The organism is Halomonas qaidamensis (assembly GCF_025917315.1).
GTDB classification, from domain to species: Bacteria; Pseudomonadota; Gammaproteobacteria; order Pseudomonadales; family Halomonadaceae; genus Vreelandella; species Vreelandella qaidamensis.
Window position 1 is genome coordinate 3,184,114 of sequence record NZ_CP080627.1, and the last position, 26,086, is coordinate 3,210,199.

The following is a 26,086-nucleotide window of genomic DNA, read 5'->3' on the forward strand; positions in this document are numbered from 1 at the left end:
AACGGCTTATTTAATATTAGCGCTCTATTATTAAAAACAGAATTTTGTTACTGCTGCTATGAATAATAGGCAGCTAACCACTACGTTAAGCTAATAAATTCAAAAAAAACGGCTAGGAGACATTATGGCAATCCCACTGTTGAACTGCGACATGGGCGAAAGCTTTGGTAATTGGTCAATTGGCTTAGATGCTGAAGTAATGCCTCACGTTGACTGTGCCAACATTGCCTGTGGCTATCACGCCTCGGACCCCCATGTCATGCGTCGCACCGTTGCGCTCGCGGTACAACATGGGGTACGGATCGGCGCACATCCAGGCTACCCCGATTTAATGGGGTTCGGCCGCCGCTCGATGGCCTGTTCCCCCGCCGAAGTGGAAGATATGGTGCTCTATCAAGTGGGTGCGCTAGCCGCTATTTGCCAAGCAGAAGGCACAGCACTTAGCTACATTAAACCCCACGGGGCAATGTATAACGATATGGCGGCCAACCTTGAACTACTGGAAGGCGTTATGCTTGCAGTTCGTGCTTATGATGCCAGCCTCCCGCTGATGGTAATGGCTACCGCCGACCCCGAGCCTCATCGTCAGTTAGCAAAAAAAATGGGCATTACCCTGTGGTTTGAAACCTTTGCTGACCGCGCTTATGAAGCAACCGGCCATCTCGCCTCTCGTCGCCTGGAAGGTGCGGTTCATCACGATCAAGCCACTATCGTTGCGCAGGCCGTAGCACTTGCCAAAGGCGAGGCGCTGACTGCCCGCGATGGCAGCACACTGCAGCTGCCCTGCGACACTTTGTGCGTGCATGGCGACAACCCAGAATCAGTCGCTGCCGTGCGGGCTATTCGCGATGCCTTTACAGCGCTGGAGTCGGCGTGAAACTGCGTTTAGAAACGGCGGCGATGGACGCCATAACGGTACGCTTGTTTGATACTATCGATGAATCCAATATGGCGTGGATCATCGCTGCCGATCAAACCCTACGCAAGGCGCTGGGTGGGGCACTCATTGACCTAATTCCCTCTTACACCACGCTGCTGGTGCACTATGACAGCCAGCAACTCACATTTGCCCACGTCACGACGCTAATTCGCAATGCCCTACGCGACTTAACGCCCGCTGAGTCGCAGAACGGCCAACTGCATGAGATACCTGTGTGGTACGACGAAAGCGTTGGCCCTGAGCTGCCGCTGGTGGCAAAGCGCGCTGGCATCAGCATTGAGGCTTTGATTGAACGTCACTGCGACCATGATTACTGCGTATTCGCGCTGGGCTTCGCCCCCGGCTACGGTTTTATGGGCTTGGTAGACGAAGGCATCGCTACACCACGCTTGAAAACACCGCGACGCAAAGTCGCGGCAGGCAGTGTGGGCATTGCCGATCGACAAACCGCTATCTACCCACTCCTTTCTCCAGGGGGGTGGAATATTTTAGGCCGCACCGCCGTACCGCTGTTTGAATACGCTAAGCGGGGCGAGCCTCTACTACGCCCTGGCGACAAAGTGCGCTTCAAAGCAATCAGTAAACAAGAATTCGCAACAGCAGGAGGCGATACAACGCCGATGGAGGAGCGGTCATGAGCCAAGCAATGCTGACCGTTAAGCAAGCCGGGCCGCTAGCGCTCATTCAAGATACCGGACGATTCGGCGTGGGCCATTTGGGTGTCACCCAGGGCGGTGCCGCCGACTGGATATCGTTTCGCTGGGCAAACTGGCTACTCGGTAACGCGCCAGACTGCGCGGCGCTGGAAATTGTGATGGGTGGTAATCTCAGCTTGGTTGCTAATGCAGAGGTGCGCCTAGCACTGTCTGGAGCCGACCTTGGCGCTACCGTCGATGGCCAGCCACTTGCCACCAATACAAGCTTTCTGCTGCGCTCTGGACAAACGCTCATTTTCCGCCAGCCCCGCCGTGGTCTGCGAGCCTACCTCGCGTTTCCGGGAGGGTTAGACGTGCCAGAAGTACTGGGCAGCCGCGCTTGCACTGCCCGCGAGCAAATTGGCGGGCTCAGAGATGATGGCAAACCGCTGCAAACCGGTGACCAGCTCATCTGGCACGGCGGCGTTACCGCCAAGCGTGAGATGCCTGAAGGAACAAAACCCGCCATGCCGGAAAAAAACTGCCAACTCAGCATGGTGCTTGGCTCGCAGGCTTCATATTTCGCCGGACGTAGTCTGTACAACGCGTTTAACCAGCCTTGGACGGTAGATAACCGCGCTGATAGAATGGGTATTCGTCTCACTGGAGCACCGCTGCGCAGCTCACTGAGCGGCATTATTTCCGAAGGCATTCCACTTGGCGCCGTGCAAATCCCACCCGACGGCCAGCCGATTATTTTGATGAATGATCGCCAAACCATCGGCGGCTACCCACGCTTAGGTGCACTTACACCCATGGCCTGTGCCCTGCTTGCTCAATGCTTACCAGGAACAGAGGTGCGTTTGCGCCCGATCAGTGCCAGCCAAGCGCAAGTCGCTTATCGGAATCAGATGTGTGTATGGCAATAAAACAGGCTGCCTAAAATAGAAAAGGCATCCAACGGGATGCCTTTATTAACAGTGGCGTTACTCACTCTTAAGCGCCAACAATACCGCCATCTTCACGGGTAATCACCAGCGTCGCAGAGCGTGGAATAGCGCTTCCCCCCTCAGGCCAGTGACTAATAAAGTTGCCAGCGGCAAAGTCATCCGCAGGGGTCGTGGCTCCTGGATGCTGGACGTTAACAAACATGGTGCGCTGGTCAGGTGTTGTCACTACGCCGGTGATCTCCTGGCCTATTGGCCCAGTCAAAAAGCGTTTTATTTCGCCTGTTTCTGGGTTAGCGACCAACATCTGGTTATTGCCAAAGGCTTCAAAGATACCGGTATTCATTACCGACTCGCTGACGTCCGTTTGTATCCATACCCGGCGGTCAGGGTCGATCCATAAACCGTCAGGGCAGCAGAACATATTGTCGTCATTTAAGGTGTTACCTGCGAGATCACGACTGCTTTCTTGGTCTCCCCCAAGTACAAACAGATCCCACTGGAAGCGTTCACCAGCATGGCTGCCCTCTTCTTGCCAGCGAATAATATGCCCGAAGTTATTGTTGGCGCGCGGGTTGGCAGCGTCTTCATCGCCCTCTTCACGGCGGGTGTTGTTGGTCAGGGTAAAATATACCTGCCCAGTGACAGGGTCGACTGCTCCCCATTCAGGGCGGTCCATTTTTGTGGCACCGACAACATCCGCAGCGCTGCGCGTATTGACTAAGATATCCGCCAGATCTGCAAAACCATTGTCGGGCGTCAAACCGTTCTGACCAGGCGCAAGCGCTAGCCACTCACCGCTGCCATCTTCATTAAATTTGGCAACGTATAAGGTACCTTCATCCAACAGTGAGCCATCCGCGGTTGCAGCTTGGTACGGCTGACGAGAAACAAATTTATAGATGTACTCAAAGCGAGCGTCATCCCCTGAGTAAGCAACCACTGGCTGCCCTTCCACCGCAGGCGCGAAAATAACGCCTTCGTGGGCAAAGCGCCCAAGATGGGTGCGCTTGACAGGAGCAGCGTCCGGCGACATGGGGTCAATTTCAACCATCCAGCCAAAAGTATGCGGCTCGTTGCGGTAATCGTCAGTCGCACTTGCCCCTTTGCTGCTCGCATCAAAACGGGCAAACATATCATCTTCGCGATCAGCACGATGCCATTGGTAGCGCCCTGTCTCACGCGTTTCTATCCCATAACGGGTTTGCCTGCGGTCAATATCAGCATCGGTATTGGCGAAGTAGCCCGCCCAATTCTCTTCCGCAGCCAAATAGGTGTTCCACGGGGTAACGCCATGAGCACAGTTATTAATCGTGCCGCGCGTCATGGTGCCGTCAGGGCTGTAGTGTGTTTTTACGTGGTCAGTCTCAGCTACTGGCCCTGAAAGTCGCATCGGCGTTTGTGCAGTCACACGGCGGTTTAGCGCATCCTGCACAACGCCCCACTCACCGCTCTCAGCCTGGCGAACACGTACCAGCGTGATGCCATGGGCATTCATTTCCTTGATGACTTGGTCAGCATCGCGGCTGCCATCCGCATGCTGAGGGAAACCATTACGATCTAATGACAACCCAGCAGCCGCGGCATGTAAAAAGCGCGGTTCAACGTACTCATGGTTAAGCACCAGCAGGCCATCGGTGGAACTGCCGTTTAGTGGGAAGAAGTGCATGCCATCGTGATGGCTTCCTACCTGCTGGGCTTGATCGTCGCCACTGCCATTGTGAGTAAAAGCAGGCATATCGCCACTAATCGGCGTTCCCCACGGAATAAAGCTCTGTACACGATAACCGTCAGGCACTACCACTTTATCTGCCGCGCTGACCGGTACTGGCTTAAACCCAAGGCTAGGCGATGAAACACCCTCCTGTGCTGCAAAGGCATTATTAAAGGGCAGTTTGGTTGCCATCAACCCGGCAATCACCGTAGCCAGGCCACCCTTCAGCACGCCCCGCCGAGTTAACCGCTTTTCGAGCACATCGCCAAAATAAGCATTGTTAGAGACGTTGCTAAGGGGTTCGTCACCTTCTGCGAGAACTACTGAAACCTTACCTGGAACAAAATGCCGCTGCGCCATAAGAACTCTCCCTTTAAAAAAACCACTGTGGCTTAACGCCGACAAATCCAGGAGATAAGAATCAGCAATGTTTATGAACGGTAAGTGACACTGCAGTTAAACTTACGTGTTATATCGAACCAAAAAAAACCCGCATCTTTTCGATGCGGGTTAGAACAAGCAAGGCGTTGCTTAGAGTAATGGTTACTTCAACATTTATGCCACGTCGAAGCGGTCTGCGTTCATCACTTTTGTCCAGGCAGCGACGAAGTCTTTAACAAACTTCTCGCCATTATCGTCCTGAGCATACACTTCTGCGTAAGAGCGCAGCAGTGAGTTAGAGCCAAACACTAGGTCAACACGCGAAGCGGTCCACTTCACGGCACCCGTGGCACGGTCGCAGATTTCGTAGGCGTTGTTACCCACCGGCTTCCAGCTATTGCCCATATCGGTCAGGTTAACGAAGAAATCGTTGGTCAACTGGCCTTCACGGTTGGTAAACACGCCGTGCTTGGTGCCGCCATAGTTGGTGCCCAGCACCCGCATGCCACCCAGCAGCACGGTCATTTCCGGTGCAGTCAGGCCCATCAGCTGGGCGCGATCCAGCAACATCTCTTCAGGTTTGACGATGTAGTCTTTCTTCTGCCAGTTACGGAAACCGTCGGCAAGCGGCTCCAAGGGTTCAAAAGAATCTACATCGGTCATTTCGTCAGTGGCATCACCTCGGCCTTTGAGGAACGGTACGTGTACCTCATAGCCCGCGGCTTTAGCCGCTTTTTCGATAGCCACGCTGCCTGCCAACACAATCACATCGGCAATGCTGGCACCGGTATCAGCAGATATCTGCTCATACACCTTAAGCACATCAGCAAGACGTTCAGGCTCGTTGCCCTGCCAGTCTTTCTGTGGTGCTAGGCGAATGCGGGCACCGTTGGCGCCACCGCGCATATCAGAACCACGGTAAGTGCGCGCGCTATCCCACGCGGTGCTGACCATGTCGCTGATGCTTAGGCCACTCTCAGCGATTTTCTGTTTAACCACTTCTTCACAGTAATCGGTGCTGCCAGCAGGCACCGGGTCTTGCCAAATCAGATCTTCCGCCGGTGCTTCCGGGCCGATATAGCGCGCTTTCGGTCCCATATCACGGTGAGTCAGTTTGAACCACGCTTTCGCGAAGGTCTGCTTAAAGTACTCAGGATCGGCCATGAACTTTTCGCAAATGGCACGGTACGACGGGTCCATCTTCATCGCCATATCCGCATCGGTCATGATGGGGTTGTGACGAATAGAAGGGTCGGTTGCATCAACCGGCTTATCTTCTTCTTTAATATCGATAGGCTCCCACTGATGGGCACCGGCAGGACTTTTCTTCAACTCCCACTCGTAGCCGAACAGCAGGTCAAAGTAACCCATATCGAACTTGGTTGGGTTGGTGGTCCAAGCGCCTTCAATACCGGAAGTCACGGCATTGCTCGCTTTACCGTCCATGTGCGGATTGTTCCAGCCAAAACCCTGATTTTCGACATCAGAGGCTTCCGGCTCGGCACTTAGCGCACCGGCATCACCATTACCATGGCATTTACCCACGGTGTGGCCGCCCGCAGTTAGCGCGGCAGTTTCTTCGTCGTTCATCGCCATACGGGCGAAAGTAAGACGCACATGCTCTGCCGTCATAAGCGGATCAGGCTGACCGTTCACCCCTTCTGGGTTAACGTAAATAAGCCCCATTTGAACCGCTGCAAGCGGGTTTTCCATGGTGTCCGGCTTGGTAACGTCACCATAGCGCTCGTCAGAAGGCGCCAACCACTCTTTTTCAGCGCCCCAATAAATGTCTTTCTCTGGGTGCCAAATATCTTCACGGCCAAACGAGAAACCGTAGGCAGGCAGCCCCATGGACTCGTAAGCCACGGTGCCTGCCAAGATCATCAAGTCTGCCCAGCTAATTTTATTACCGTACTTTTTCTTGATTGGCCACAGCAAACGGCGCGCTTTATCAAGGCTGACGTTATCCGGCCAGGAGTTCAGTGGCGCAAAACGCTGGCTACCGGTACCACCGCCACCACGGCCATCAGCAATGCGGTAGGTGCCCGCAGAGTGCCATGCCATGCGAATCATTAAGCCACCGTAATGGCCCCAGTCGGCTGGCCACCAGGCTTGGCTGTCGGTCATCAAGGCATGAACATCTTGCTTTAGGGCGTCAAAATCGAGTTTCTTGACCTCTTCCCGATAGTCAAAATCTGGGTCCATCGGGTTAGTTTTGCGATCATGCTGATGCAGGATGTCTAGATTAAGCGCCTCTGGCCACCAATCTTTGTTGGAGGTGCCAGTAGAGGTGTTTCCACCATGCATTACAGGACATTTGCCACTCATATTTCTCTCCCCTTCTTGCTCTTGCCTTGGACCAGCCAAGGAAATAGACGGTTGGCACTCTTCTTAGTATTACTGCACTGCAAATTATTACACTGCGTACAGTCAAGAATGCGTCATCAACGTAATACTGTTTTAAAGCACATTGACGATAGCTACAATTTGCATTTTACGACCAACCTTATAGCTTTTAGCTATTTGTTTTAAGGTAACTACTTAAGAGCATAGCCATACGTATTTATCAGTACCAGTTAATGACCTCTTTCGTATATACCGGCTGACTAAATAGCGCTCTTTTATGACGATTATTTTTTAATTGGCGATGAATTGAATTGTGATATTTTGTTAAATACACAGGATTTACTCAGGCGTTAAAGCAACAGATATCAACCGAGAAGCAATTCATGGTGACGGCAAAACACTCCGGCCGCGGCTTTACGCTATTAGAGCTGCTCATTGCACTGGCACTGTTTGCCACACTAGCCACCATCGCCATCCCTAATTTCGCACGTATCATTCAGGAAAATCGTGTCATAACAACGGCCAACGACTACAAAATTGCTTTAAGTTACGCGCGCAGTGAAGCCGTCAGACGCAATCAATCTATTCGCTTACAGCCAGTAGCCGACGGCTGGAGTGCGGGCTGGGAGGTGACTGATGATACAACCCAACTGCGTACATGGTCACAGACCCAGCCCGATATATCAGTTAACGGTGCACCTGAATCGTTCACCTTTAACAGCCAAGGTCGTCTTGCTACAACAGACTTTGTTTCACAGGACGTATCAATAGCACTAGAGGAACTAGGCCGCTGTATTCGGGTAGAGCCAAGCGGTATCTCTCGCGTGTTATCGCGTCGTCAAGCTTGTGATTGACCTAACATCGAGCCCTGCTTATGCCTAAACCACAATGCGGTGTTTCTCTGCTGGAGTCACTGATCGCGCTACTCGTACTGTCCATCGGGTTATTAGGGGTAGTGGGATTACAAACACAGTCGCTGATGCACAACCGTGCCGCTTACTTTGAAACCCAGGCAACCAATATGGCCCAAGACATGCTCGACCGCATACGCGCCAATCCTGATCAGACCGCTGCTTATGCACTAAGTGTCGGCAGTACGGTACTTGGCAACGGACTAGCCGCCAACGACCAATCCGAGTGGGTCGAGGATCTTGCTAGCGCGCTGCCTGACGGTGAAGGAGGGGTTGCCATCAACAATCGTCGTGTCAATGTCACCGTACGCTGGACAGACGCCTCTGCCCCTGGCAATACGCGTCAAATTCAGCTTGTATCGGAGCTGTAAGATGGACGAAACGCCTAAGGTTCATCACGCTTCTGCACTTCAATCGGGGTTTACCTTAGTAGAACTGCTCGTTGCGATGGTGATTGGCTTACTCGTCATGGCCGGGGCCACCCAGCTTTTTATCTCGTCTCAGCAAAGCTACCGGTTTCAAACCGCACTGGCGAATATGCAGGATGCTGGCCGATTCGCACTAGATACGGTAGCTCAAGAACTGCGCCAAGCAGACTTCAGCGGCGGCTGTGCACCTTCACAGATGACCAATCATCTACGCAATATTGACGATACTGGAAATGCCCATAACGCGATTCAGGCATGGAGTGACACAAGCACCAGCAACTTTGCATCGCAACTTCTCAACCCTATTGAAAGCCAGCACAGCATCGTGTTTCGTGGTGGGCTTATCACTCGCACTGGCTTTGCTGACAACTCGCTAACCGTAAGTAGTAACTCCCCTTTTACTCTTAACCGAAACGTAGACAGCCTGTACCGCAATCAGCTGGTCCTTCTCCAAGGTTTACAAACTTGTGATGTGTTTTATAACGCCTCAAACAGCGACAGCGTGCTTCAAAAAGCGACGGGGGCAGGATGGCTAGGCAATAACGACGCTGACAGTATTTTCTACAGCGTGGGTCAAAACGTTTCGCTGAGCGCCCTTAACAGCGCGCTTTACTATATCGGCCAAGACCCAGATAACGATGTTCCCCCTTCGTTAATGCGTTTAAACCTGAGCCAGAGGACACCACGCAACGAAATAGTTGCCAGCAACGTTGTTGCCATGCGCACCGCTTTCTTAATGGATGACGAATACCTTCCTCCCGAACAGCTCAGTGACGCTCAATGGGAAGATGTACGCGCGCTGCGCATCAGTTTAATTATACAGAGCGATCAAGCTAACCTGCGACGCACGCCGACATCCATTGCCACGGGGAATTTTCGCGACGATAACGCCTTCACCGCCGATGACGGTCGGCTTTATCAAGCCTTCACCACCACCATTTCGTTGAGGAACCGCTAATATGCAACGTTCAGGCGTTTCCCAGCAGCGTGGTATGGCGCTTGTGCTAAGCCTTATCTTTCTTGTCATCATCACGGTTCTCAGTCTTTCTTCTATGCAAGGGGCCATTACCCAAGACCGCATGGCAGCTAACCAACGAGATTACACGGTTGCCTTCCAAGCGGCAGAAGCCGCCCTGGGTAGCGCAGAGAGTCAGCTTCAAAACGGCATTGCACTCACTAATGGCTGGCGCACTCATCAACTGGGTATAGACGAACTGTCGCGCAATCCACGCTATCGCGTGCAACTAATGACGCCACTAGGCTCACACACCAACAATGCAGGCGTGGAACTGGTTGAAGTGCTCTACCGTATTGAAGCGCAAGGATTTGGTATTGGAGCAGACACTAATGTTGCCTTAGAGGCACTTTACGTTCGCCAGCAGCAAGTGGAAGCGCCATGAAAACAAGCCCCATAACAGTTAGCTCCATAACAGCTCGGCCTATCAAAATTGCGCTCTACCGCTTGTCGACCGCTGCGTTGGCGCTCGTGTTAACGCTTGGCTATACCACACCAGCTTCATTAGGTGCTGGCATTTTTCCACCTGAACCGCCGCCTGAAGAACCACCTCCAACCCCTGGAGAGCCTGACCCAGACCCAGATCCAGATCCAGAGCCACCTACGGAACCAGAGCCTGAACCTCCCATTGGCGGAGGCGATGACGGCCCCATTGATGAAGACTATGAAATCCCCGAAGAGCAAACAGGGATCTCACCAGCGCCGTTAAACGTGGTTAGCCGTGTGCCACCTAACGTACTGCTGATCTTGGATAACTCAGAAAGCGGCCAGGAAGGCTTAGATGGCCGGGTGGCAGTGGGACGTGAGCTTGGTGATAGAGAAACACCTCTCTGTCAGGGGAGCAGTTTAAATCCCACTAACTGCCCTGCAGGAGCACGCTCACCGCTTAGCAAATCCAGCATTATGAAGCGCGTAGGTAGTGAGCTAATTGAACGCTATCGGGGCGATATTAATATGGGCCTGATGGCCTATCAGCAGAACCCAGCCTCTCGAACACGGAATAATGCTTTTAGTGGTAGCACCGTCGTATGGCGACTGACCGAGCGTGCGCTTGAGCCGCGATACTCAACTAATGCTAACCCAAATTGGTATGACCCTGACTTTGAAGGCGCATGGAATGCAGCAACGAAACGCTATCGGGCGCGCCTGCCAGGGCTGAATATTTACGTCTTTTTTAATGTTGGTGTACCCGGCTATATGTTTGAAGAGAACTTCAGCACTGGGCTTCCCACTAACGACATCACCGAGTACTGGCGGCGTATTTCCAACCCAACAGCAACGTCTGATCAGTTATCAGAGCGTTACCGTAGCCTCACTAGCGGATCTTCAGGCTCACCCTTTATTGGCGACGGTATTTACTATAGCTCCCCCGTCAGGTCTAACTTCACCTTACCGCTGGTCGACAGCTTACGCCAACGGGGGATTCCTAACTGGGGATCGCATACCGCATCAATACAACTAAACCAGTGGGAATGGCGAACCACCTCTTCGCCGGGCTTAGGCTATTTACACGTACCGATTGGTGGATTAAACGCCGATGGGACGGTTAACGACGCGCACTGGGAGGCGATCGAAACAAAACTGGACTCTCAGCGACATGAGTGGAATGGCTCAGGCAACCCCATGACAGACCCGAACTGGCCGCTAATCGCGACAGGCCTAACGCCTATTGAAGGCACCATGTATACCGTGCGGGATTACTTTTTGAACAACGCTAGCTGGGGCGGCGATTTTAAGAATAACCAAGGCTACCAAGCCGGCATTACCATTCCCAATATCAATAACCCCGATGCCCAACAGTGCTTGGTTAACGCTAATATTTGGCTGACCGACGGCTTACCTTCAGTAGACCGCTTTGGCAACTCGCTGGGCAACAACGTTAGCAGGGCACTCAGCAGCGCCGAGGCCGCCATTAAGCGCCTTTACGATGATACTAATAGAGAGCTCTCCAGCCCCGTTAAAACCTACGTGGTTGGCTTTAACCTACCGCCCGATATTGCCAATCTGCCCAACGTTTCTGACGACCCGCTTGGCGATTTAGCCCGCGCAGGCGGCACCGAACGCGCCTATTTTGCTAACGACGAAGCATCGCTTAACCAGGTAATGCAGCAGGTACTAGGTAATATTATTGCCGCTTCTCAGTCCAACACCTCTGCGGCGGTTAACAGCGATGAGTTTGGGCTTGAAGGCGGTAATTTACTGTTTACCGCTGGGTTTCGAAGCGACGACTGGTCTGGCCGCCTAGCGGCATCAGTGATTCAGCCAGACGGTAGCCGTAGCGAACGCTGGAATGCACAAACCACACTTGCTCAGCAGGTAGGTAACCGTCGCCTATTAACGTCTAAACGCTTAGACGAAGGAGAGCGCATTGGCGCTCTGTTAATTCCTGAAAATAGTGGTCTCACCAGTGCCGAAATCAGCTGGTTACAGGGGCTGAATGTTCAGGGTCTTCGTCCTCGTGCTAATTCACTCTTGGGCGATGTTATCAACGCCAATCCAGTCGTGTTGCAGGGTAATGAAACACGCCCGTCGCTACTGCTAGTGGCTGCCAACGACGGTATGTTGCATGGTTTTAACGCCTCTAACGGCAGTGAGCTGTTTGCTTACCTACCCGCTGAACTTACCCAGGGCGATTCGCCCGTTCTGCGCGCGCTAACCCGTGAAGACTATAACCACCGTTACTTTATGGATGGCACGCCTGCAGTACGAGAGGTGAATATTCAGAGCGGCCCTGAGGCCGTCGCCGTAGGTACTATGGGGGCAGGCGGCCGCACAGTGTTTGCACTGGATGTTAGCGACCCCGGCAATATGGGCGCATCCGACGTGCTGTGGGAATTTCGCCACCCAGAACTAGGCACCGGGGTTAGCGAACCCACTATTACGCAGCTTACTGATGGCACCTGGGTCGCCATTTTTGGTAATGGCTACAACAGTACCGGTTATCAGGCGTCGCTATTTGTAGTGCGCCTTACTGACGGTAAGCTTATCGCTCATTTAAAAACAAATTCGGGCACTCAACAGGCACCGAATGGCTTAGCAACCCCAACGGTCACCGCCTGGCCACGCTTTTCAGGTGCACAGTTCGCTTACGCGGGTGATTTAGCAGGTAATATGTGGCGCTTTCCGCTCACCAACACGGGCAGCGTCAACCGGCTATATGCTGGCCAAGCCGACCAGCCAATTACCTCAGCGCCTGCCGTGACGCTAAGCAGCGACTCGCCGGATACGCTGATGGTGCTATTCGGCACCGGCAGCTACTTCCGCAGTAGCGATATTGGCGACAGTTCAAAGCAGCAGCTCATTGGTTTAGAGGACCGCGTTGACCGTAGCCTTCCCTTTACGTCGTCCAACTTAGCCTTACAGCGCATTACCGGAAACGCTACACGGGATGGTTTTAACTTACGCGCCAGTTCTAACGAGGCCCCCACCAGTAGCCAGCGTGGCTGGCGTTTGGAACTTCCTCCCGGCGAACGTGTTATTGCTAGGCCTTCTATTTCAAGCAGTTTGCCCCGGAGGGTGCGATTTTCGACGCTACTGCCCGACGAGTCTGACCCTTGTGGCGGCGGGCGCAGTGGTTTCTTTATGTCGCTTCTAGCGGACACAGGAGGTAGCGGTGGCACCACTACCTTTGATTTCAACGGGGATGGCAAAGAAGACAGCGATGCCACTATTAACGGCGAGGCTATTACCGGTTTACAAGCAGGGACTGGCGAGCGCTTAGTTAGCGTGAACGACGGCAATATCGAGCGGCTATTTGTGGGCAATCCCGATGATCCAGACGCCTCGCCCAACGGCGATGGTTCCATCGCCATTGGCTTTAGCAATGATCATCTAGGCCGCCGCTCTTGGCGGCAACTGAGTGGCGAAGAAAACATCAATTAAGCTAGTTAATAAAAAGGGGCAGAGCGCTTTGCGCTCTGCCCCTTATGACAACAAGACTATCGCTGTCTAAAGTTAATCGATTAACGGCAGCAACGTGTTCAAGCTATCTCTTGCATCGCCGTAGAACATACGCGTGTTCTCTTTGAAGAACAGCGGGTTCTCAATGCCCGAATAGCCCGTGCCCTGGCCGCGTTTGCTAACAAACACCTGCTTGGCTTCCCACACCTTCAACACCGGCATACCGGCGATAGGGCTATTGGGGTCTTCCTCGGCCGCTGGGTTAACGATGTCGTTGGAGCCGATCACGATCACAACATCAGTGCTTGGGAAGTCGTCGTTGATCTCATCCATTTCCAGCACGATATCGTAGGGCACTTTAGCTTCAGCAAGCAGCACGTTCATGTGCCCAGGCAGACGCCCTGCTACCGGGTGAATACCAAAGCGTACGGTTTTACCGGCTGCGCGCAGCTTACGCACTAAGTCACTGACGGCACTCTGTGCTTGCGCTACCGCCATGCCGTAACCCGGCACGATAATCACGCTATCCGCATCGTTTAAGGCGCTCGCGACACCGCCTGCATCAATCGCGACCTGTTCGCCTTCAATTTCAGCGGCTGGCCCTTGAGCACCACCAAAACCACCCAGGATGACATTGATAAAGTTGCGGTTCATCGCCTTACACATAATGTAAGACAGGATCGCCCCTGAAGACCCCACCAGGGCGCCGGTGACAATCAACAAGTCGTTGGAAAGCGTGAAACCAATCGCCGCTGCGGCCCAGCCGGAATAGCTGTTCAGCATCGACACCACCACCGGCATATCGGCACCGCCAATGCCCATAATCAGGTGATAGCCAATGAAGAACGACAACGCGGCCAACACGATCAGTGTCCAGAAACCTGCGCCGTTGAGGTAAAGAATCGCGAGTAGCAATGAAAGCGCCGCCGCACCGGCGTTGAGCATATGCCCACCCGGCAGTTGGCGTGGTTTGCCATCGACTTTACCTGCCAGCTTACCAAACGCAATTACCGAGCCGGTAAAGGTCACCGCACCGATGAAAATCGCAAACACCACCTCAATTTGCAAAAAGGTCAGCTCGTCAGGGGCTTTTGTAGCCACCAAGGCAGCAAACGCAGAAAACTCTTGCATCACGCCATCGGCTGCTTGTGCTGCCAGCACTCGGCGACGCTCTAAGTCTGCACTCCAGGCAACAAAAACCGCGGCCAAGCCCACAAAGCTATGTAGTGCCGCTACCAACTGAGGCATTTCGGTCATTTCGACCTTGCCTGCCACATAGACACCAATCCCAGCCCCGATCAGCATGGCCGGAATCAGCCACCAGTAGCCACCAATACCAGGCCCGAAGGAGGTAAAGAACACGGCTACGGCCATGCCCACGATGCCGTACCATACGGCGCGCTTGGCTTTTTCCTGATTGCTCAGGCCACCTAGCGATAAAATAAATAGCACACTTGCCGCAATTGCCGCGGCAGATACGAACCCTTGTCCTAACATATCGTTTCTCCGCCGCTTAGGATTTTTGGAACATGGCAAGCATCCGGCGTGTCACCAGGAAGCCACCCACGATATTAATCGATGCAATCAGTACCGAAATGGCCGCCAGCACGATAACGACGCCACTGCCTGAGCCGATTTGCAAAATTGCCCCTAAGATAATGATGCCTGAGATGGCATTGGTCACCGCCATGAGCGGCGTATGCAGCGAGTGACTGACCTTCCAAATCACCTGGAAGCCAATAAAGCACGCCAATACAAACACAATAAAGTGCTGCATAAATGAGGCGGGGGCTATTTGTCCCAACAGCAGCATGAGCGCTCCCCCCACGGCAAGCAAACCAACTTGACGCTTGGTTTGTGCTTTAAAGGTGGCCAGCTCAGCGGCCTTCTTCTCTTCAGGCGTTGGTTCTTTCTCTTTTTTCTTCGGCTTCGCCGCAGCAATCGCTTTTACTTTAGGCGGCGGTGGCGGGAAGGTGATGTCGCCCTGGTGGGTGACCGTCGCGCCGCGAATGACATCGTCTTCCATGTTGTGATGGATGACGCCGTCTTTCTCCGGCGTAAGGTCGGTCAGCATATGGCGGATGTTGGTGGCGTAAAGTAGCGACGCCTGGGTAGCCATGCGTGAGGGGAAGTCGGTGTAGCCCACTACCACAACGCCGTTATCAGAGACTACACGCTCGTCTGGCTTAGTTAAGTCGCAGTTACCGCCTTTTTCAGCGGCTAGATCAATGATCACTGAGCCAGGCTTCATGGCGGCGACCATATCTTCCAGCCACAGCTTTGGCGCGGGTCGACCAGGAATCAGCGCGGTGGTGATCACAATGTCGACGTCCGGCGCTTGTTCGCGGAAACATTCGAGCTGCTTTTCACGAAACTCGGGGCTTGAAGGCGAGGCATAGCCACCGCTTTCCGAGCCGTCCTGGCTGTCCTCAAAATCGAGGAATAGGAATTCAGCGCCCATGGATTCAATCTGCTCGGAGACTTCCGGGCGCACATCAAACGCACGCACCACGGCACCCAAACTAGTGGCGGTACCAATCGCCGCCAAGCCCGCGACACCTGCGCCGATCACCAGCACTTTAGCTGGCGGCACTTTACCGGCAGCGGTGACCTGACCCGTAAAGAAGCGACCAAAGTTGTTACCCGCCTCAATGACCGCCCGGTAGCCCGCGATATTGGCCATGGAGGAGAGCGCGTCCATCTTCTGCGCCCGTGAAATACGCGGCACCATGTCCATCGCGATGACCGTTGCGCCCTGCGCTTTACAGGTTTCCAGCAGCGCTTCGTTCTGTGCTGGCCAGAAAAACGCAATCAGCGTTTGGCCTTCGCGTAAGTAGTGAGCCTCTTTTTCCGAAGGTTCACGGACTTTAATCACCACGTCCGCATCACGCCACAGTGCTTCCGCACTTTCCACAACGCTGACGCCTGCGTCGCGATACGTGTCGTCATTAAAGCCCGCAGCAGCCCCCGCGCCGGCTTCTACTAGGCACTCATGGCCTAGCTTTTGAAGCTGTTTTGCGCTCTCAGGAGTCAACGCTACACGCGCTTCTCCCTGAGCTGTCTCTTTCGGTGCGCCTATTTTCACACGCTTTCTCCCTTAATTAGCCCATTTCCAGCGCCAGTACCAAAACGCTTATGTTTTCACCCCTGGCCATTGAGCGCTGAACCTTACTGCTAGCGCAAGTGATTACGCCAGATAGCAGTCTAGGATCTAACGCAGCGACCGCCAGTTACTATTCAACCTTGGATTCAACTGCGTTGTTTAACTACAACATGCACTTGAATTAGCAGCAATCCCCACCAAAAGGGCGAGAAAACTACTCCCAAAGTACCGCAGGCAGTTTGCCCTACCAGTGATTAACTGAAGAAGTGGGTAGGGCAAACACGATGAACTGCCACCAACTCCCATATCAACACTCGCATTAACACTCGCATTAACACTCACAACAACATGCTTAACAACGCAGGAGAGTCTCTTATGTGGACCAAACCGACCTATCAAGATATGCGCCTTGGCTTTGAAGTAACGCTGTATATCTCTACCCGCTAATCTCTAGCGACTGAGCCGCGGCCCCTGTCTTCACCATGTTTTCACTAGGCAGGGGCTTTCACCGCAGCACCAACGTAGGAGGCCAGCCTATGCAAGTTTTAGTTCTTGGGGCTGCCGCAGGCGGCGGCTTTCCCCAGTGGAATTGCAACTGCCCTAACTGTTATCACGTACGCCAGGGTAGTACTGACCATCAACCGCGCACCCAATCATCGATTGCGTTAAGCGTGGATGGCAAGCAGTGGTTGCTGTGCAATGCGTCCCCTGACATTCGTGCCCAGCTCAATGCCAACCCAGAACTATGGCCAAGCGAGCTGCGTGGCAGCGGTGTTCGCGGCGTGCTGCTGGTGGATGCCCAGATCGACCACGTCACTGGGCTACTTTCCCTAAGAGAGGGCTGCCCGCTGGAGGTATGGTGCACGCCCAATGTGCATCGCGATTTATCTACCGGCTTTCCGCTCTTCCCGATGCTGGAGCACTGGGGCGGACTTCATTGGCAGCCGATTGGTTTGGAAAATCAGCAGGAAGTTACCGAATTTTCGATTCCCTTTCTGCCCGATATCGCACTCACCGCCTTTGCACTACACAGCAATGCCCCGCCCTACTCACCACGGCGCGGCGCACCCTCCTGTGGCGATAATTTAGGGCTGTATATAGTCGACCGTCGCAGCGGCAAGTCGCTTTGCTATGCCCCTGGGCTTGGCAACCCAACACCGCTGGCGATGCGCTTCTTAAACGCCGCTGATGTGGTGATGGTCGATGGCACCCTGTGGGAAGACAATGAAATGCAGACACTCGGCGTTGGCACCTCTACAGGCCAACAAATGGGTCATCTCGCGCTCAATGGCAACGGCGGCATGTGTGAACTGTTGAGCGAACTACCCAGCAGCACGCGGCGCATTTTGATTCATATCAACAACACTAATCCGATATTGGACAGCGCAAGCGATGCAGCGAAAACGGTGCAGGCCGCAGGCATCGAAACCGCTTATGACGGTATGAAACTTACCCTGTAGCCGACCTTTTTCTTTATAGAGCACTGACATCAGCAGCACTAACAATAACAATCAGGAGATAGATCATGGCGCTGACAGCGATAACGCCCTGCGCTTCTACCACCCCGCTCAGCCGGGAGGCGTTCCGTGAAGCGCTAATGAGTAAAGGGCAGTACTACCACCTTAACCACCCCTTTCAGCAGGCGATGGCCAATGGCGAACTTACCCGAGAGCAGCTGCAGGGCTGGGTGGCTAACCGCTTTTACTACCAGCTGATGATTCCCCAAAAAGATGCCGCGCTGCTGGCCAACTGCCCCGATGCCGCTACCCGCAGGCGATGGGTGCAACGCCTGCTTGACCACGACGGCCACGCTGAAGATGAAGGCGGTATTGAAGCTTGGTTGGCGCTCGGTGAAGCCGTAGGGTTACCGCGTCATACGCTGCTTTCCCAGGAGCGTGTGTTACCCGGCGTGCGCTTTGCAGTTGATGCCTACCGCCACTTTGTCGCCCGCGCGCCCTGGCAGGAGGCAGCGATCTCATCGCTGACTGAACTGTTTGCGCCACTTGCCCACCAAAACCGCTTGGATACCTGGCCCCAGCACTACCCATGGATAAACGAGCAGGGCTATCGCTATTTCCGCAAGCGGCTCAGCGAGGCCCGCCGAGACGTTGAGCATGGCTTGGAAATCGCCTTAGGCGTATGTACGACCGTGGCGCTGCAGCAGCGCGCGCTGGACATTCTGCAATTTAAGCTCGATGTGCTGTGGAGCATGCTGGATGCCATGACTATGGCCTATCAGTTAGACCGCCCGCCTTACCACACCGTCACCCGCGAAGCGGTATATCACCGTGGGCTTGAGCACTCACATTACTAGGCCATGATCGACCAGCGTTGGGGAATTCACCATGTCACAGCAACTCGCCATGTCACAACAACTCGCCATGTCACATCACGATATTTACCAGCTGCGACGCGGCTGGCGCTTACAGTGGGAAGCCATTCAGGGCTGCCACGTTATTCTCTACCCCGAGGGCATGGTCAAGCTCAGCGCGACTGCCGGCGCGATTCTTGAACAGGTCGACGGCCAGCAAACTATCGGCGACATTATCGCCACCCTACAGCAACGCTACCCAGGCGCAGAGACCTTAGCAGACGACGTCGTGCAGTTTATCGATGAAGCCCGCAGCAACGGCTGGCTAGCCATGAAGGAGGTGCATTGTGGCTAATAAAAACTTGCTCAATCAACATTCAGCCAACCCAGCCGCTGAAGCGACCTCACCGCCACTATGGCTGCTGGCGGAACTCACCTACCGCTGCCCGCTGCAGTGCGCTTACTGCTCTAACCCGCTGGCCTTTACCCGCTACCAAAACGAGTTGGATACCGACGCGTGGTTTAGCGTACTGCGCCAAGCCAGGGCCATGGGGGCGGCTCAGCTGGGGTTTTCCGGCGGCGAGCCGCTGATTCGCCAAGACCTGGAAGCGCTAGTAAGCGAAGCACGCACGCTTGGCTTTTATACCAACCTGCTGACCTCCGGCGTGGGGCTGACTGCCCAGCGGGTAGACGCCCTGGCAGAAGCAGGTCTGGATCATATCCAGATTAGCCTGCAAGCCGCCGACCCCGAACTGGCCCAGGCACTGGCAGGCTCTGCCAAGGCTCACGCCAACAAGCTGGCGATGGCCAAAGCCGTCAAATCGGCAGGCTACCCCATGGTGTTGAACGTGGTGCTGCATCGGCACAATATCGATCAAATTGGCGACCTGATTGCGCTTTGCGATGAGCTAGGCGCAGATGCGGTTGAACTGGCCAACTGCCAATATTACGGCTGGGCGTTTTTGAACCGTCAAGCGCTGATGCCCACCCGTGAACAGCTGATACGTGCCGAAGCGGAAACCAACCGCTGGCGTGAAACACTCGCGGCGCGTGGCCGCGATATGTCATTGCTGTTTGTGGTGCCGGACTACTTTGAGCAAGCGCCTAAAGCGTGCATGGGTGGTTGGGGCAGTATTTTTATGACCGTTGCTCCAGATGGCGCCGTATTGCCCTGCCATAGCGCCAGGGAGCTGCCGATGGCGTTTCCCAACGTCAAAGAGACATCACTGCAGGACATTTGGTACCAAAGCGATGCCTTCAACCGTTTTCGCGGCACCCAGTGGATGCCGACGCTTTGCCAACAGTGCGACGATCGCGATAAAGACCATGGCGGCTGCCGCTGCCAAGCTTATTTGTTAACCGGCGATATGAACGCCACTGACCCCGTGTGCCAGCACTCTCCTCAGCATGGGTTGTTAGAGAGCCTGATCACAGAAAATGCCACAATCACTTCTGATCAAGCGACCCTGATACCCCGCAATGCTCGCCAGTCAAAGCAGTTGCAAACAAAGCAGTTGCAGGGTCAGGCTGAAAGTCAGAGTGGCTTGAGTCAGAGCGGCTTGGCAGCGCCTTCGCCCCGCCAACCACTCGAGCTGATTTATCGGCAGTAAATCTATTTATCCGTAACTATCCGTAACAAACCTGGTTAATAGTTACAAACCTATTAAGGCTCGCAGGTGGCTCGCTCAGCATGAGCGGGCAGCTGCGGGCAAACGGCTGCTAACGAATGTCCGCTCGCTTGCCAGCCATCCACCCCCTTTGGGTACCAATAGAGCTCTTCATAGCCCATTGCCTCGGCGCGCCGTGCAGCGTTCCAGGAAAGCCAGCAGTCAGCACGGCAGAAAAACACCAGCGGCGCGGCTTCAGCGCGCTCACGCTGTGCATCTAGCGTTGTCTTAAAATAATCATGCCACTCCTCTTCCAAGCTAGCCGCGCCCACATTAGGCAGCCAAATACTCCCTGGGATCGTTAAATGCGCACTATCCTGCAGAAAAAGGCCGTTATGCCAAGGCAGCGCATAGACATCCACCAGAATCACTGGCGGCGATTCCAGCAGCGCTTGAAAAGCATGGTCATCTAACGTGGTCACCCCTGGAAGCGGTGCGGTTACGGGCGCTTTGAAAGGCGGCAAGCGGTAGCCTTCTTGGTTAAATGCCGCTGAGGGCGCTTCAGCGTGTGCCGCTCCACTGAATACACCCGCTGCCCACGCCACACAGAGCATATAGCGGCGCACAGAGTGCGCCGGAGATTGCGTCAACATGGTGACCTTACTCCCAATCAAACGGGCAGGCGGTACAGCCCTCCATTTGGGCCATTTGGAAGTTTCCGTAGTGGATGCGTGCACCGGTCATATCCGCATCATTGAGGCGCGCGATGTTCATTTTGGCTTCTTGCAGATTAGCATCGCGCAGGTCCGCTCCGTTCAGGTTGACCTTATTCATCCAGGCCATTTCCAGGTTGCTGCCCATCAGCGTCGCTCCCTGCATGCTAGCTCCAGAAAGCCGGGCAAACTCCAGGTTAGCGCCAGTCAAATCAGCATGGTCAAACGTTGCGCCCTGGGCATAGATACTCCAGCTATCCAACCCGACCAAACTGGCATGGGAAAGATCAGCACCGCGTAAATGAGTGCTAGGCATACGCGCGCGATTGAGGTTGGCATAGCGCAACGATGCGCCTTCAAAATCAACGCTGCGTAGGTTGCTGTGGCGGAAATCAGCGCCTTCTAGGTTACTGCCCGCAAAGTTAGCGCCCTGTAGGTCAAGGTTAGAAAAGTCGCCGCCCGATAAATCCATATTGGCGCACTGAGCACCTGGGACCAGCTCACAGCCGTTATGTACTGGCGGTTGATACGCTTCAACATAATCGTCGGCAACAACACTGCCTATCGCGCTCAGACAGAGAAAAATCGCCGTTGCTTGGCGGCTTAATATAGGTAGAGCATTACGCGTTATCATTATTGTTCTCTCCATTACCGTTAATGTTATTCAAAAAAGGGCGGCAAAGGCCGCCCAAGAGGTGTCAATAACTTAACGATTAGCCAGATCTTGAACGAAAGATGGCAGCTTGAAGACCCAGAACGAACCACCCTGAGCAATCGGCCGCGTCAGTTCAGCCATATCACCACCCCAGAGAGGAACCGCGCCGCCATAACCGGCGGTAACACCAATGTACTGTTCACCATCCATTTCCCAAGTTACCGGTGGTGAAATGATGCCGGTGCCTACCTGGAACTTCCAAAGCTCTTCACCGGTTTCAGCGTGGAAGGCTTTGAAGTAGCCATCACCTGTGCCGGTAAACACCAAATCACCGTGGGTCGCTAGCACGCCTGCCCATAGCGGCATGGGTTCTTTATGCTCCCAAGCGTACTCGCCAGTCACCGGATCAACAGCGCGCAGAATACCGACGTGGTCGTCGTACATGCGCTTAATGCGGAAGCCCATACCTAAGTAGGCCGCGCCTTCCACGTACTCAACTTCCTCAGTCCAGTAATCTTCTTTCCAGTGGTTACCCGGCACATAGAACAGCCCTGTATCTTCGCTATAAGCCATCGGGTTCCAGTTTTTACCACCCAAGAATGGCGGTGAAACTTCGACTGGTTCAGAGCGTGTTTGTCCCTCTTCCAAACGCGGTGGTCGCTGGCCTTCAGCCTCAACGGGACGGCCGGTTTCCAGGTCAATGTGGGTGGCCCAGGTAATGTTATCGACAAACGGGAAGGCGTTGATAAGCTCGCCGTTGGTCCGATCAGTGACATAGAAGAAGCCATTACGGTCAGCGTGAGCACCTGCATTCACCGTTTGGCCATTCTCATCTTCGTACTCGAACAAGACGATTTCGTTATTACCCGAGAAGTCCCAGGTGTCGTTGGGCGTGTGCTGATAGAACCACTTCACTTCGCCGGTCGAAGGGTCAATACCCAGCTGACCCGAAGTATAGAGGCTGTCGTAGTCAGACGGGTCACCATCTTCTGAAGTACGTGCCCAACCGTTCCAGGGAGCGGGGTTACCGGCGCCAATGATGATGGTATTGGTGTCAGGGTCGAAGCTGGCGCTCTGCCATGGTGCGCCACCACCTTGGCTCCAGGCTTGTACTTTGCCGGTTTCGCTATCGGGGTCATCGGGCCAGGAAGGCGCGTTGGCATCACCTGTCGGAGTGCTCTCTTCACCGTTCAAACGTCCCATGTGGCCTTCAACAAAGGGCCGCATCCAAATCTCTTCGCCGGTTTCCGGATCGCGGGCATACAGCTTACCCACAATGCCAAACTCATCCCCCGAAGAGCCATGAATCAGCAACACGCGACCTGTTTCGCTATCTTCTACAATCGTTGGCGCACCGGTCATGGTGTAGCCCGCACGGTGGTCACCAAAGCGTTCGCGCCATACCACGTCACCGGTATCTTTATTCAGCGCCACGATGCCAGCATCCAACGTACCGAAGAATACTTTATCACCATAGATGGCCGCACCGCGGTTCACCACGTCACAGCAGGGGCGAATATCGCTGGGCAGGCGATGATTGTAAGACCACAGCCGCTGGCCGGTACGCGCATCTATGGCAAAAATACGTGAGTAGGAGCCGGTGACATAAATAACGCCTTCATGGATCAGGGCCTGAGACTCTTGGCCACGCTGCATTTCATCGCCAAACGAGTGAGACCACGCAGGGGTCAGCATCTCGACATTATCTGCGTTAATTTGATCAAGCGGGCTATAGCGCTGTGCTTTCACGCCCATGCCATACATCAACACCGTTTCAGTGTTGTTATGGTCGTTGAGAATATCGTCCCAGGTCACCTCGCTGGCGTGGGCTGTCATCGCAACACCCCCAACGCCTAAGGCAGAGGCGTAAGCAACGGCGGCGGTGAGTGTACGCAGGCGAAAGGGCCACGAAATTTTGCGGACTGACGTGTTGTTATTGATAGCGTATGTCATGGGTTTTCCATCCGAGTAATGATCACAATGCAATGGCTGCAAAGCGGCCAAGCTGCTGCTTGCGTGGTGCCAGCAAGACTAAGCTCAGCTTAGAAGCTCGGATAACAAACCAACCTACCCCTCCAGTCGCGTTCTCATCCTGATTTAGCACTACTTCCAAAGGAGGAGCCCAGCGATGCCTAAGGTGCTATAGGTTCGGAAAGCCTGCCTGCCTATGCTCACTCCAGTGACGATACTTTGATCCCCTGAGGAGCATTTCCCATGACCATTACAAAAACCATTACAAAAACCGCCCTTAAAAAAACGCACTTACGCCTCAGCAGTCAAGTGGGCGCTCTCGCCCTTGCGGCGCTACTGGCGTCACCACTGGCCTGGTCTCACGGCAGCGTGACTCCTCAAGCCGTTGACATTAAAGACCTCGAACGCTTGGGCGACGATTGGCGGGAAGAGAACCCCTACCGTGACCACCCCCAGCAAGAGCTAGCCATCGATATTGGTGCCCGCGCTTACAACAGCAACTGCGCCGCTTGCCATGGGCTAGAGGCAAAATCCGGCGGCATCGCCCCGGACCTGCGCGAGTTGGAGAACGGCGCATGGGGCGATGAGTGGTTCAAAGAGCTGGTCACCAATGGTGCCGAGCGCAACGGCCGTGTGCTAATGCCGCGTATGTCTGACTACGTTAGCCAAGAAGGATTGTGGGCCATTCGTACGTGGCTGGAGACGGTCAGTATGGAAACTACCGGACAATAACCCTCACGCTGGGAGGCACCATGGCAACCCTATCCCCCCTAATCACGTTACAACGGTTTGCCGCGTTTCTTGCTGCGCTTGGTTGGTTAGTCGTTATGTTGCCTCCCAGCGCGCTGGCTACCGAGAATACGGCTGAAAAGGACCCGCTGAACTCCTTTATGTGGCCTGTCTACCGCGAGCGCTTTCTAGGCGACGCCCCCGTGGTGTTTGACGAGCGAGTCATCGTGAATGCACCAGGGTTCGCTGAAGACTCAGGACAAGTGCCCATTGAGCTAGACGCCAGCGCCTTAGAAGCCAGCGGCGAGCCAATCACTGACATTATTGCCTGGGTGGATCTCAACCCGATTCCCCGCCTGTTCCGCTACTCCCCGATGAGCCACGGCTTAGCCAAGCTATCGTTAAATATCCGCTTGGAACAAGCCTCCGCGGTGCGCGTCGCGGTGAAGCAGGGAGACACCTGGCATGTGGGCGGCACCTATATTGAAGCGGAAGGCGGCGGCTGCACCACCCCCGGCATTGCCAGCGCAGACACCGACTGGGAAAACACCTTCGGCGAGCTGCAGGGGCGGTTGTTTGCTAATGAGGGCGAACAGCGACTGCGGGTGCGTCTTTCCCATCCTATGGACAGCGGCTTGATTCCCAGCCAACCGGCCTTTTATGTGCAGTCGTTTGAACTGTTGGATCAGCAGGGCGAGCAAGTGGCCGCCCTGGATATCGACGCCTCGGTAAGCGCTAACCCCACCTTAGGGCTGCATATGCGCCCCTCGCCGGGCGGCTATGTGATTGGTGCGCGGGATAACAACGGCAATCGTTTTTCCATTGGCCTGCAGCCATGAAAGCGCCCTTCTTAATTAGCCTAGCGGCACTGCTAGCCCCACCGCTGTTGGCTAGCGAACCGGTAATGTTCTGCGAACGTCCGCTAGTGGCGCAGCTGGTCGCGGAAAACACCTGGATAGTGGAAGGCGTAAAAGAAGAGCTCTCTACCAGCAACTGTGGCCATATTGGCAACCAGGCATTTATTGCCACGTCCAACGGCGTCATCCTTATCGACAGCGGCAGTAGCCCACACTTTGGCGAGGCGCTAAAAACGCTGATTGCTCAGCACACCTCCCACCCCGTCCGCTGGGTGTTGAATACCCACCACCACCCCGACCACTTTTTTGGCAATACCGCCTTTGACAAGGCGCAGCACCTCACTCTGGCCACGACCCGCGACCTGATGACTCGCGACACAGACGCGCTGATCGACAACGTCGAGCGGCTGACCGGGCGCAGCTTGGAACGCTCGTCTGTTGCCCTACCCGAGGTGATTGAGGCCGGTGACATAACGCTGGGCAGCTATCCACTCACCCTATATGCCATGAGCGGCCATAGCGGTGGAGACTTGGTGATTATGGATCACACCACCGGCGTGCTGTTTATGGGCGACATGGGCTTCTACCAACGCGCTGCCGCTACCGCTCACACCCCAGGCCTTCAACAGTGGCAAGAAGAACTACACGACCTGCGCGCGCTCAACGCCACCATTGCCGTGCCCGGCCATGGCCCCAGCGCACCGTCCGCAACGATCATTGACCAAACCATTGATTACCTTGAATGGCTAGACCAGCGCCTCAGTGACGTGGCTAGCGAAGGGTTGGGTGCCAATCACGCCTTGGCTGTTGAACTACCTGACACGTTTAGCACCATCGCACTCGCCGAATACGAGTTTACCCGCAGCGTGATGCAACTTTACCCACGCTATGAAGCACGATTGATGTGGGGCGCCCCACAATAA

Annotated in this window: 23 protein-coding genes; 16 read left to right on the forward strand and 7 right to left on the reverse strand. The window is 54.5% G+C overall.

What is annotated here, in order from left to right:
- Positions 1 to 124 precede the first annotated feature (124 nt).
- From K1Y77_RS14320 to K1Y77_RS14330, 3 genes are read left to right on the forward strand one after another with little or no spacing between them, the layout of a single operon-like run.
- Positions 125 to 877: a 5-oxoprolinase subunit PxpA gene (locus K1Y77_RS14320; protein WP_264429134.1), complete on the forward strand. Its 753-nt coding sequence runs from the start codon at positions 125 to 127 to the stop codon at positions 875 to 877.
- Entirely contained in the window at positions 874 to 1,578 is a 705-nt protein-coding gene (pxpB, locus tag K1Y77_RS14325; protein WP_030070658.1) for a 5-oxoprolinase subunit PxpB, read from the forward strand. Before K1Y77_RS14320 ends, pxpB begins: the two co-directional genes overlap by 4 nt.
- The gene (locus K1Y77_RS14330) at positions 1,575 to 2,504 is read left to right on the forward strand and encodes a 5-oxoprolinase subunit C family protein (RefSeq protein WP_264429135.1); all 930 of its coding nucleotides are present in this window, start codon (positions 1,575 to 1,577) and stop codon (positions 2,502 to 2,504) included. The genes pxpB and K1Y77_RS14330 overlap by 4 nt, the downstream gene beginning before the upstream one ends.
- Before the next feature lie 67 nt (positions 2,505 to 2,571).
- On the opposite strand, the gene K1Y77_RS14335 is transcribed toward K1Y77_RS14330, so the two are convergent.
- Complete coding sequence (locus K1Y77_RS14335; protein ID WP_264429137.1) at positions 2,572 to 4,596, reverse strand: PhoX family protein; 2,025 nt, start codon at positions 4,594 to 4,596, stop codon at positions 2,572 to 2,574.
- Positions 4,597 to 4,791: 195 nt separating this feature from the next.
- Positions 4,792 to 6,945 carry a catalase/peroxidase HPI gene (gene katG / locus K1Y77_RS14340; protein ID WP_264429139.1) on the reverse strand — a complete coding sequence of 718 codons (2,154 nt, stop codon included), beginning with the start codon at positions 6,943 to 6,945 and terminating at the stop codon, positions 4,792 to 4,794.
- 401 nt (positions 6,946 to 7,346) lie between these two features.
- On the opposite strand from katG, the gene K1Y77_RS14345 reads away from it, so the two are divergent.
- The 5 genes from K1Y77_RS14345 to K1Y77_RS14365 are packed head-to-tail and all read left to right on the forward strand — an operon-like array spanning position 7,347 to position 13,199.
- Complete coding sequence (locus K1Y77_RS14345; RefSeq protein ID WP_264429141.1) at positions 7,347 to 7,817, forward strand: GspH/FimT family pseudopilin; 471 nt, start codon at positions 7,347 to 7,349, stop codon at positions 7,815 to 7,817.
- A 20-nt stretch (positions 7,818 to 7,837) separates the two neighbouring features.
- Positions 7,838 to 8,245: a type IV pilus modification protein PilV gene (pilV, locus tag K1Y77_RS14350; protein WP_264017568.1), complete on the forward strand. Its 408-nt coding sequence runs from the start codon at positions 7,838 to 7,840 to the stop codon at positions 8,243 to 8,245.
- Position 8,246: 1 nt separating this feature from the next.
- Entirely contained in the window at positions 8,247 to 9,260 is a 1,014-nt protein-coding gene (locus K1Y77_RS14355) for a PilW family protein (RefSeq protein WP_030070672.1), read from the forward strand.
- Between the two features lies 1 nt (position 9,261).
- The gene (locus tag K1Y77_RS14360; RefSeq protein WP_030070673.1) at positions 9,262 to 9,702 is read left to right on the forward strand and encodes a pilus assembly PilX family protein; all 441 of its coding nucleotides are present in this window, start codon (positions 9,262 to 9,264) and stop codon (positions 9,700 to 9,702) included.
- Positions 9,699 to 13,199, forward strand: coding sequence for a pilus assembly protein (locus tag K1Y77_RS14365; protein WP_264429143.1), 3,501 nt, complete (start codon positions 9,699 to 9,701; stop codon positions 13,197 to 13,199). Before K1Y77_RS14360 ends, K1Y77_RS14365 begins: the two co-directional genes overlap by 4 nt.
- A gap of 72 nt (positions 13,200 to 13,271) precedes the next feature.
- On the opposite strand, the gene K1Y77_RS14370 is transcribed toward K1Y77_RS14365, so the two are convergent.
- Together K1Y77_RS14370 and K1Y77_RS14375 are read right to left on the reverse strand one after the other, a co-directional pair.
- Positions 13,272 to 14,714: an NAD(P)(+) transhydrogenase (Re/Si-specific) subunit beta gene (locus K1Y77_RS14370; protein WP_030070677.1), complete on the reverse strand. Its 1,443-nt coding sequence runs from the start codon at positions 14,712 to 14,714 to the stop codon at positions 13,272 to 13,274.
- Positions 14,715 to 14,730: 16 nt separating this feature from the next.
- Positions 14,731 to 16,302, reverse strand: coding sequence for a Re/Si-specific NAD(P)(+) transhydrogenase subunit alpha (locus K1Y77_RS14375; protein ID WP_264018488.1), 1,572 nt, complete (start codon positions 16,300 to 16,302; stop codon positions 14,731 to 14,733).
- 393 nt (positions 16,303 to 16,695) lie between these two features.
- On the opposite strand from K1Y77_RS14375, the gene pqqA reads away from it, so the two are divergent.
- The 5 genes from pqqA (at position 16,696) to pqqE (ending at position 20,241) form a co-directional block, all read left to right on the forward strand.
- On the forward strand, positions 16,696 to 16,767 hold the full coding sequence (pqqA, locus tag K1Y77_RS14380; RefSeq protein ID WP_009722990.1) for a pyrroloquinoline quinone precursor peptide PqqA: 72 nt from the start codon (positions 16,696 to 16,698) through the stop codon (positions 16,765 to 16,767).
- Positions 16,768 to 16,856: 89 nt separating this feature from the next.
- On the forward strand, positions 16,857 to 17,780 hold the full coding sequence (gene pqqB, locus K1Y77_RS14385) for a pyrroloquinoline quinone biosynthesis protein PqqB (RefSeq protein ID WP_264017564.1): 924 nt from the start codon (positions 16,857 to 16,859) through the stop codon (positions 17,778 to 17,780).
- Between the two features lie 65 nt (positions 17,781 to 17,845).
- Complete coding sequence (gene pqqC, locus K1Y77_RS14390) at positions 17,846 to 18,634, forward strand: pyrroloquinoline-quinone synthase PqqC (protein ID WP_264017562.1); 789 nt, start codon at positions 17,846 to 17,848, stop codon at positions 18,632 to 18,634.
- Between the two features lie 31 nt (positions 18,635 to 18,665).
- Positions 18,666 to 18,986: a pyrroloquinoline quinone biosynthesis peptide chaperone PqqD gene (gene pqqD / locus K1Y77_RS14395; protein ID WP_264429145.1), complete on the forward strand. Its 321-nt coding sequence runs from the start codon at positions 18,666 to 18,668 to the stop codon at positions 18,984 to 18,986.
- Positions 18,979 to 20,241 carry a pyrroloquinoline quinone biosynthesis protein PqqE gene (gene pqqE, locus K1Y77_RS14400; RefSeq protein WP_030070690.1) on the forward strand — a complete coding sequence of 421 codons (1,263 nt, stop codon included), beginning with the start codon at positions 18,979 to 18,981 and terminating at the stop codon, positions 20,239 to 20,241. Before pqqD ends, pqqE begins: the two co-directional genes overlap by 8 nt.
- A 53-nt stretch (positions 20,242 to 20,294) precedes the next feature.
- Here pqqE and K1Y77_RS14405 read toward each other — a convergent pair whose 3' ends face one another.
- The 3 genes from K1Y77_RS14405 to K1Y77_RS14415 form a co-directional block, all read right to left on the reverse strand.
- Entirely contained in the window at positions 20,295 to 20,891 is a 597-nt protein-coding gene (locus tag K1Y77_RS14405; protein WP_030070693.1) for a rhodanese-like domain-containing protein, read from the reverse strand.
- A gap of 7 nt (positions 20,892 to 20,898) precedes the next feature.
- The gene (locus K1Y77_RS14410) at positions 20,899 to 21,585 is read right to left on the reverse strand and encodes a pentapeptide repeat-containing protein (protein ID WP_264429147.1); all 687 of its coding nucleotides are present in this window, start codon (positions 21,583 to 21,585) and stop codon (positions 20,899 to 20,901) included.
- A 72-nt stretch (positions 21,586 to 21,657) separates the two neighbouring features.
- Positions 21,658 to 23,442 (reverse strand): PQQ-dependent methanol/ethanol family dehydrogenase, encoded by a 1,785-nt coding sequence (locus K1Y77_RS14415; protein ID WP_264431506.1) that lies wholly within the window; start codon positions 23,440 to 23,442, stop codon positions 21,658 to 21,660.
- Between the two features lie 378 nt (positions 23,443 to 23,820).
- On the opposite strand from K1Y77_RS14415, the gene pedF reads away from it, so the two are divergent.
- The 3 genes from pedF to K1Y77_RS14430 are packed head-to-tail and all read left to right on the forward strand — an operon-like array spanning position 23,821 to position 26,086.
- Positions 23,821 to 24,309 (forward strand): cytochrome c-550 PedF, encoded by a 489-nt coding sequence (pedF, locus tag K1Y77_RS14420; protein ID WP_264429149.1) that lies wholly within the window; start codon positions 23,821 to 23,823, stop codon positions 24,307 to 24,309.
- 20 nt (positions 24,310 to 24,329) lie between these two features.
- A complete protein-coding gene (locus K1Y77_RS14425) occupies positions 24,330 to 25,145 on the forward strand; it encodes a quinoprotein dehydrogenase-associated SoxYZ-like carrier (RefSeq protein WP_264429151.1) in 816 nt (271 codons plus the stop codon).
- Positions 25,142 to 26,086 (forward strand): quinoprotein relay system zinc metallohydrolase 1, encoded by a 945-nt coding sequence (locus K1Y77_RS14430; protein WP_264429153.1) that lies wholly within the window; start codon positions 25,142 to 25,144, stop codon positions 26,084 to 26,086. The genes K1Y77_RS14425 and K1Y77_RS14430 overlap by 4 nt, the downstream gene beginning before the upstream one ends.

Coding starts and splice junctions, on each gene's coding strand:
- K1Y77_RS14320 (WP_264429134.1), top strand. CDS start 125: ATGGCAATCCCACTGTTGAACTGCGACATGGGCGAAAGCTTTGGTAAT.
- K1Y77_RS14330 (WP_264429135.1), top strand. CDS start 1,575: ATGAGCCAAGCAATGCTGACCGTTAAGCAAGCCGGGCCGCTAGCGCTC.
- K1Y77_RS14335 (WP_264429137.1), bottom strand. CDS start 4,596: ATGGCGCAGCGGCATTTTGTTCCAGGTAAGGTTTCAGTAGTTCTCGCA.
- katG (WP_264429139.1), bottom strand. CDS start 6,945: ATGAGTGGCAAATGTCCTGTAATGCATGGTGGAAACACCTCTACTGGC.
- K1Y77_RS14345 (WP_264429141.1), top strand. CDS start 7,347: ATGGTGACGGCAAAACACTCCGGCCGCGGCTTTACGCTATTAGAGCTG.
- pilV (WP_264017568.1), top strand. CDS start 7,838: ATGCCTAAACCACAATGCGGTGTTTCTCTGCTGGAGTCACTGATCGCG.
- K1Y77_RS14355 (WP_030070672.1), top strand. CDS start 8,247: ATGGACGAAACGCCTAAGGTTCATCACGCTTCTGCACTTCAATCGGGG.
- K1Y77_RS14360 (WP_030070673.1), top strand. CDS start 9,262: ATGCAACGTTCAGGCGTTTCCCAGCAGCGTGGTATGGCGCTTGTGCTA.
- K1Y77_RS14365 (WP_264429143.1), top strand. CDS start 9,699: ATGAAAACAAGCCCCATAACAGTTAGCTCCATAACAGCTCGGCCTATC.
- K1Y77_RS14370 (WP_030070677.1), bottom strand. CDS start 14,714: ATGTTAGGACAAGGGTTCGTATCTGCCGCGGCAATTGCGGCAAGTGTG.
- pqqB (WP_264017564.1), top strand. CDS start 16,857: ATGCAAGTTTTAGTTCTTGGGGCTGCCGCAGGCGGCGGCTTTCCCCAG.
- pqqC (WP_264017562.1), top strand. CDS start 17,846: ATGGCGCTGACAGCGATAACGCCCTGCGCTTCTACCACCCCGCTCAGC.
- pqqD (WP_264429145.1), top strand. CDS start 18,666: ATGTCACAGCAACTCGCCATGTCACAACAACTCGCCATGTCACATCAC.
- K1Y77_RS14405 (WP_030070693.1), bottom strand. CDS start 20,891: ATGTTGACGCAATCTCCGGCGCACTCTGTGCGCCGCTATATGCTCTGT.
- K1Y77_RS14410 (WP_264429147.1), bottom strand. CDS start 21,585: ATGATAACGCGTAATGCTCTACCTATATTAAGCCGCCAAGCAACGGCG.
- K1Y77_RS14415 (WP_264431506.1), bottom strand. CDS start 23,442: ATGACAGCCCACGCCAGCGAGGTGACCTGGGACGATATTCTCAACGAC.
- pedF (WP_264429149.1), top strand. CDS start 23,821: ATGACCATTACAAAAACCATTACAAAAACCGCCCTTAAAAAAACGCAC.
- K1Y77_RS14425 (WP_264429151.1), top strand. CDS start 24,330: ATGGCAACCCTATCCCCCCTAATCACGTTACAACGGTTTGCCGCGTTT.
- K1Y77_RS14430 (WP_264429153.1), top strand. CDS start 25,142: ATGAAAGCGCCCTTCTTAATTAGCCTAGCGGCACTGCTAGCCCCACCG.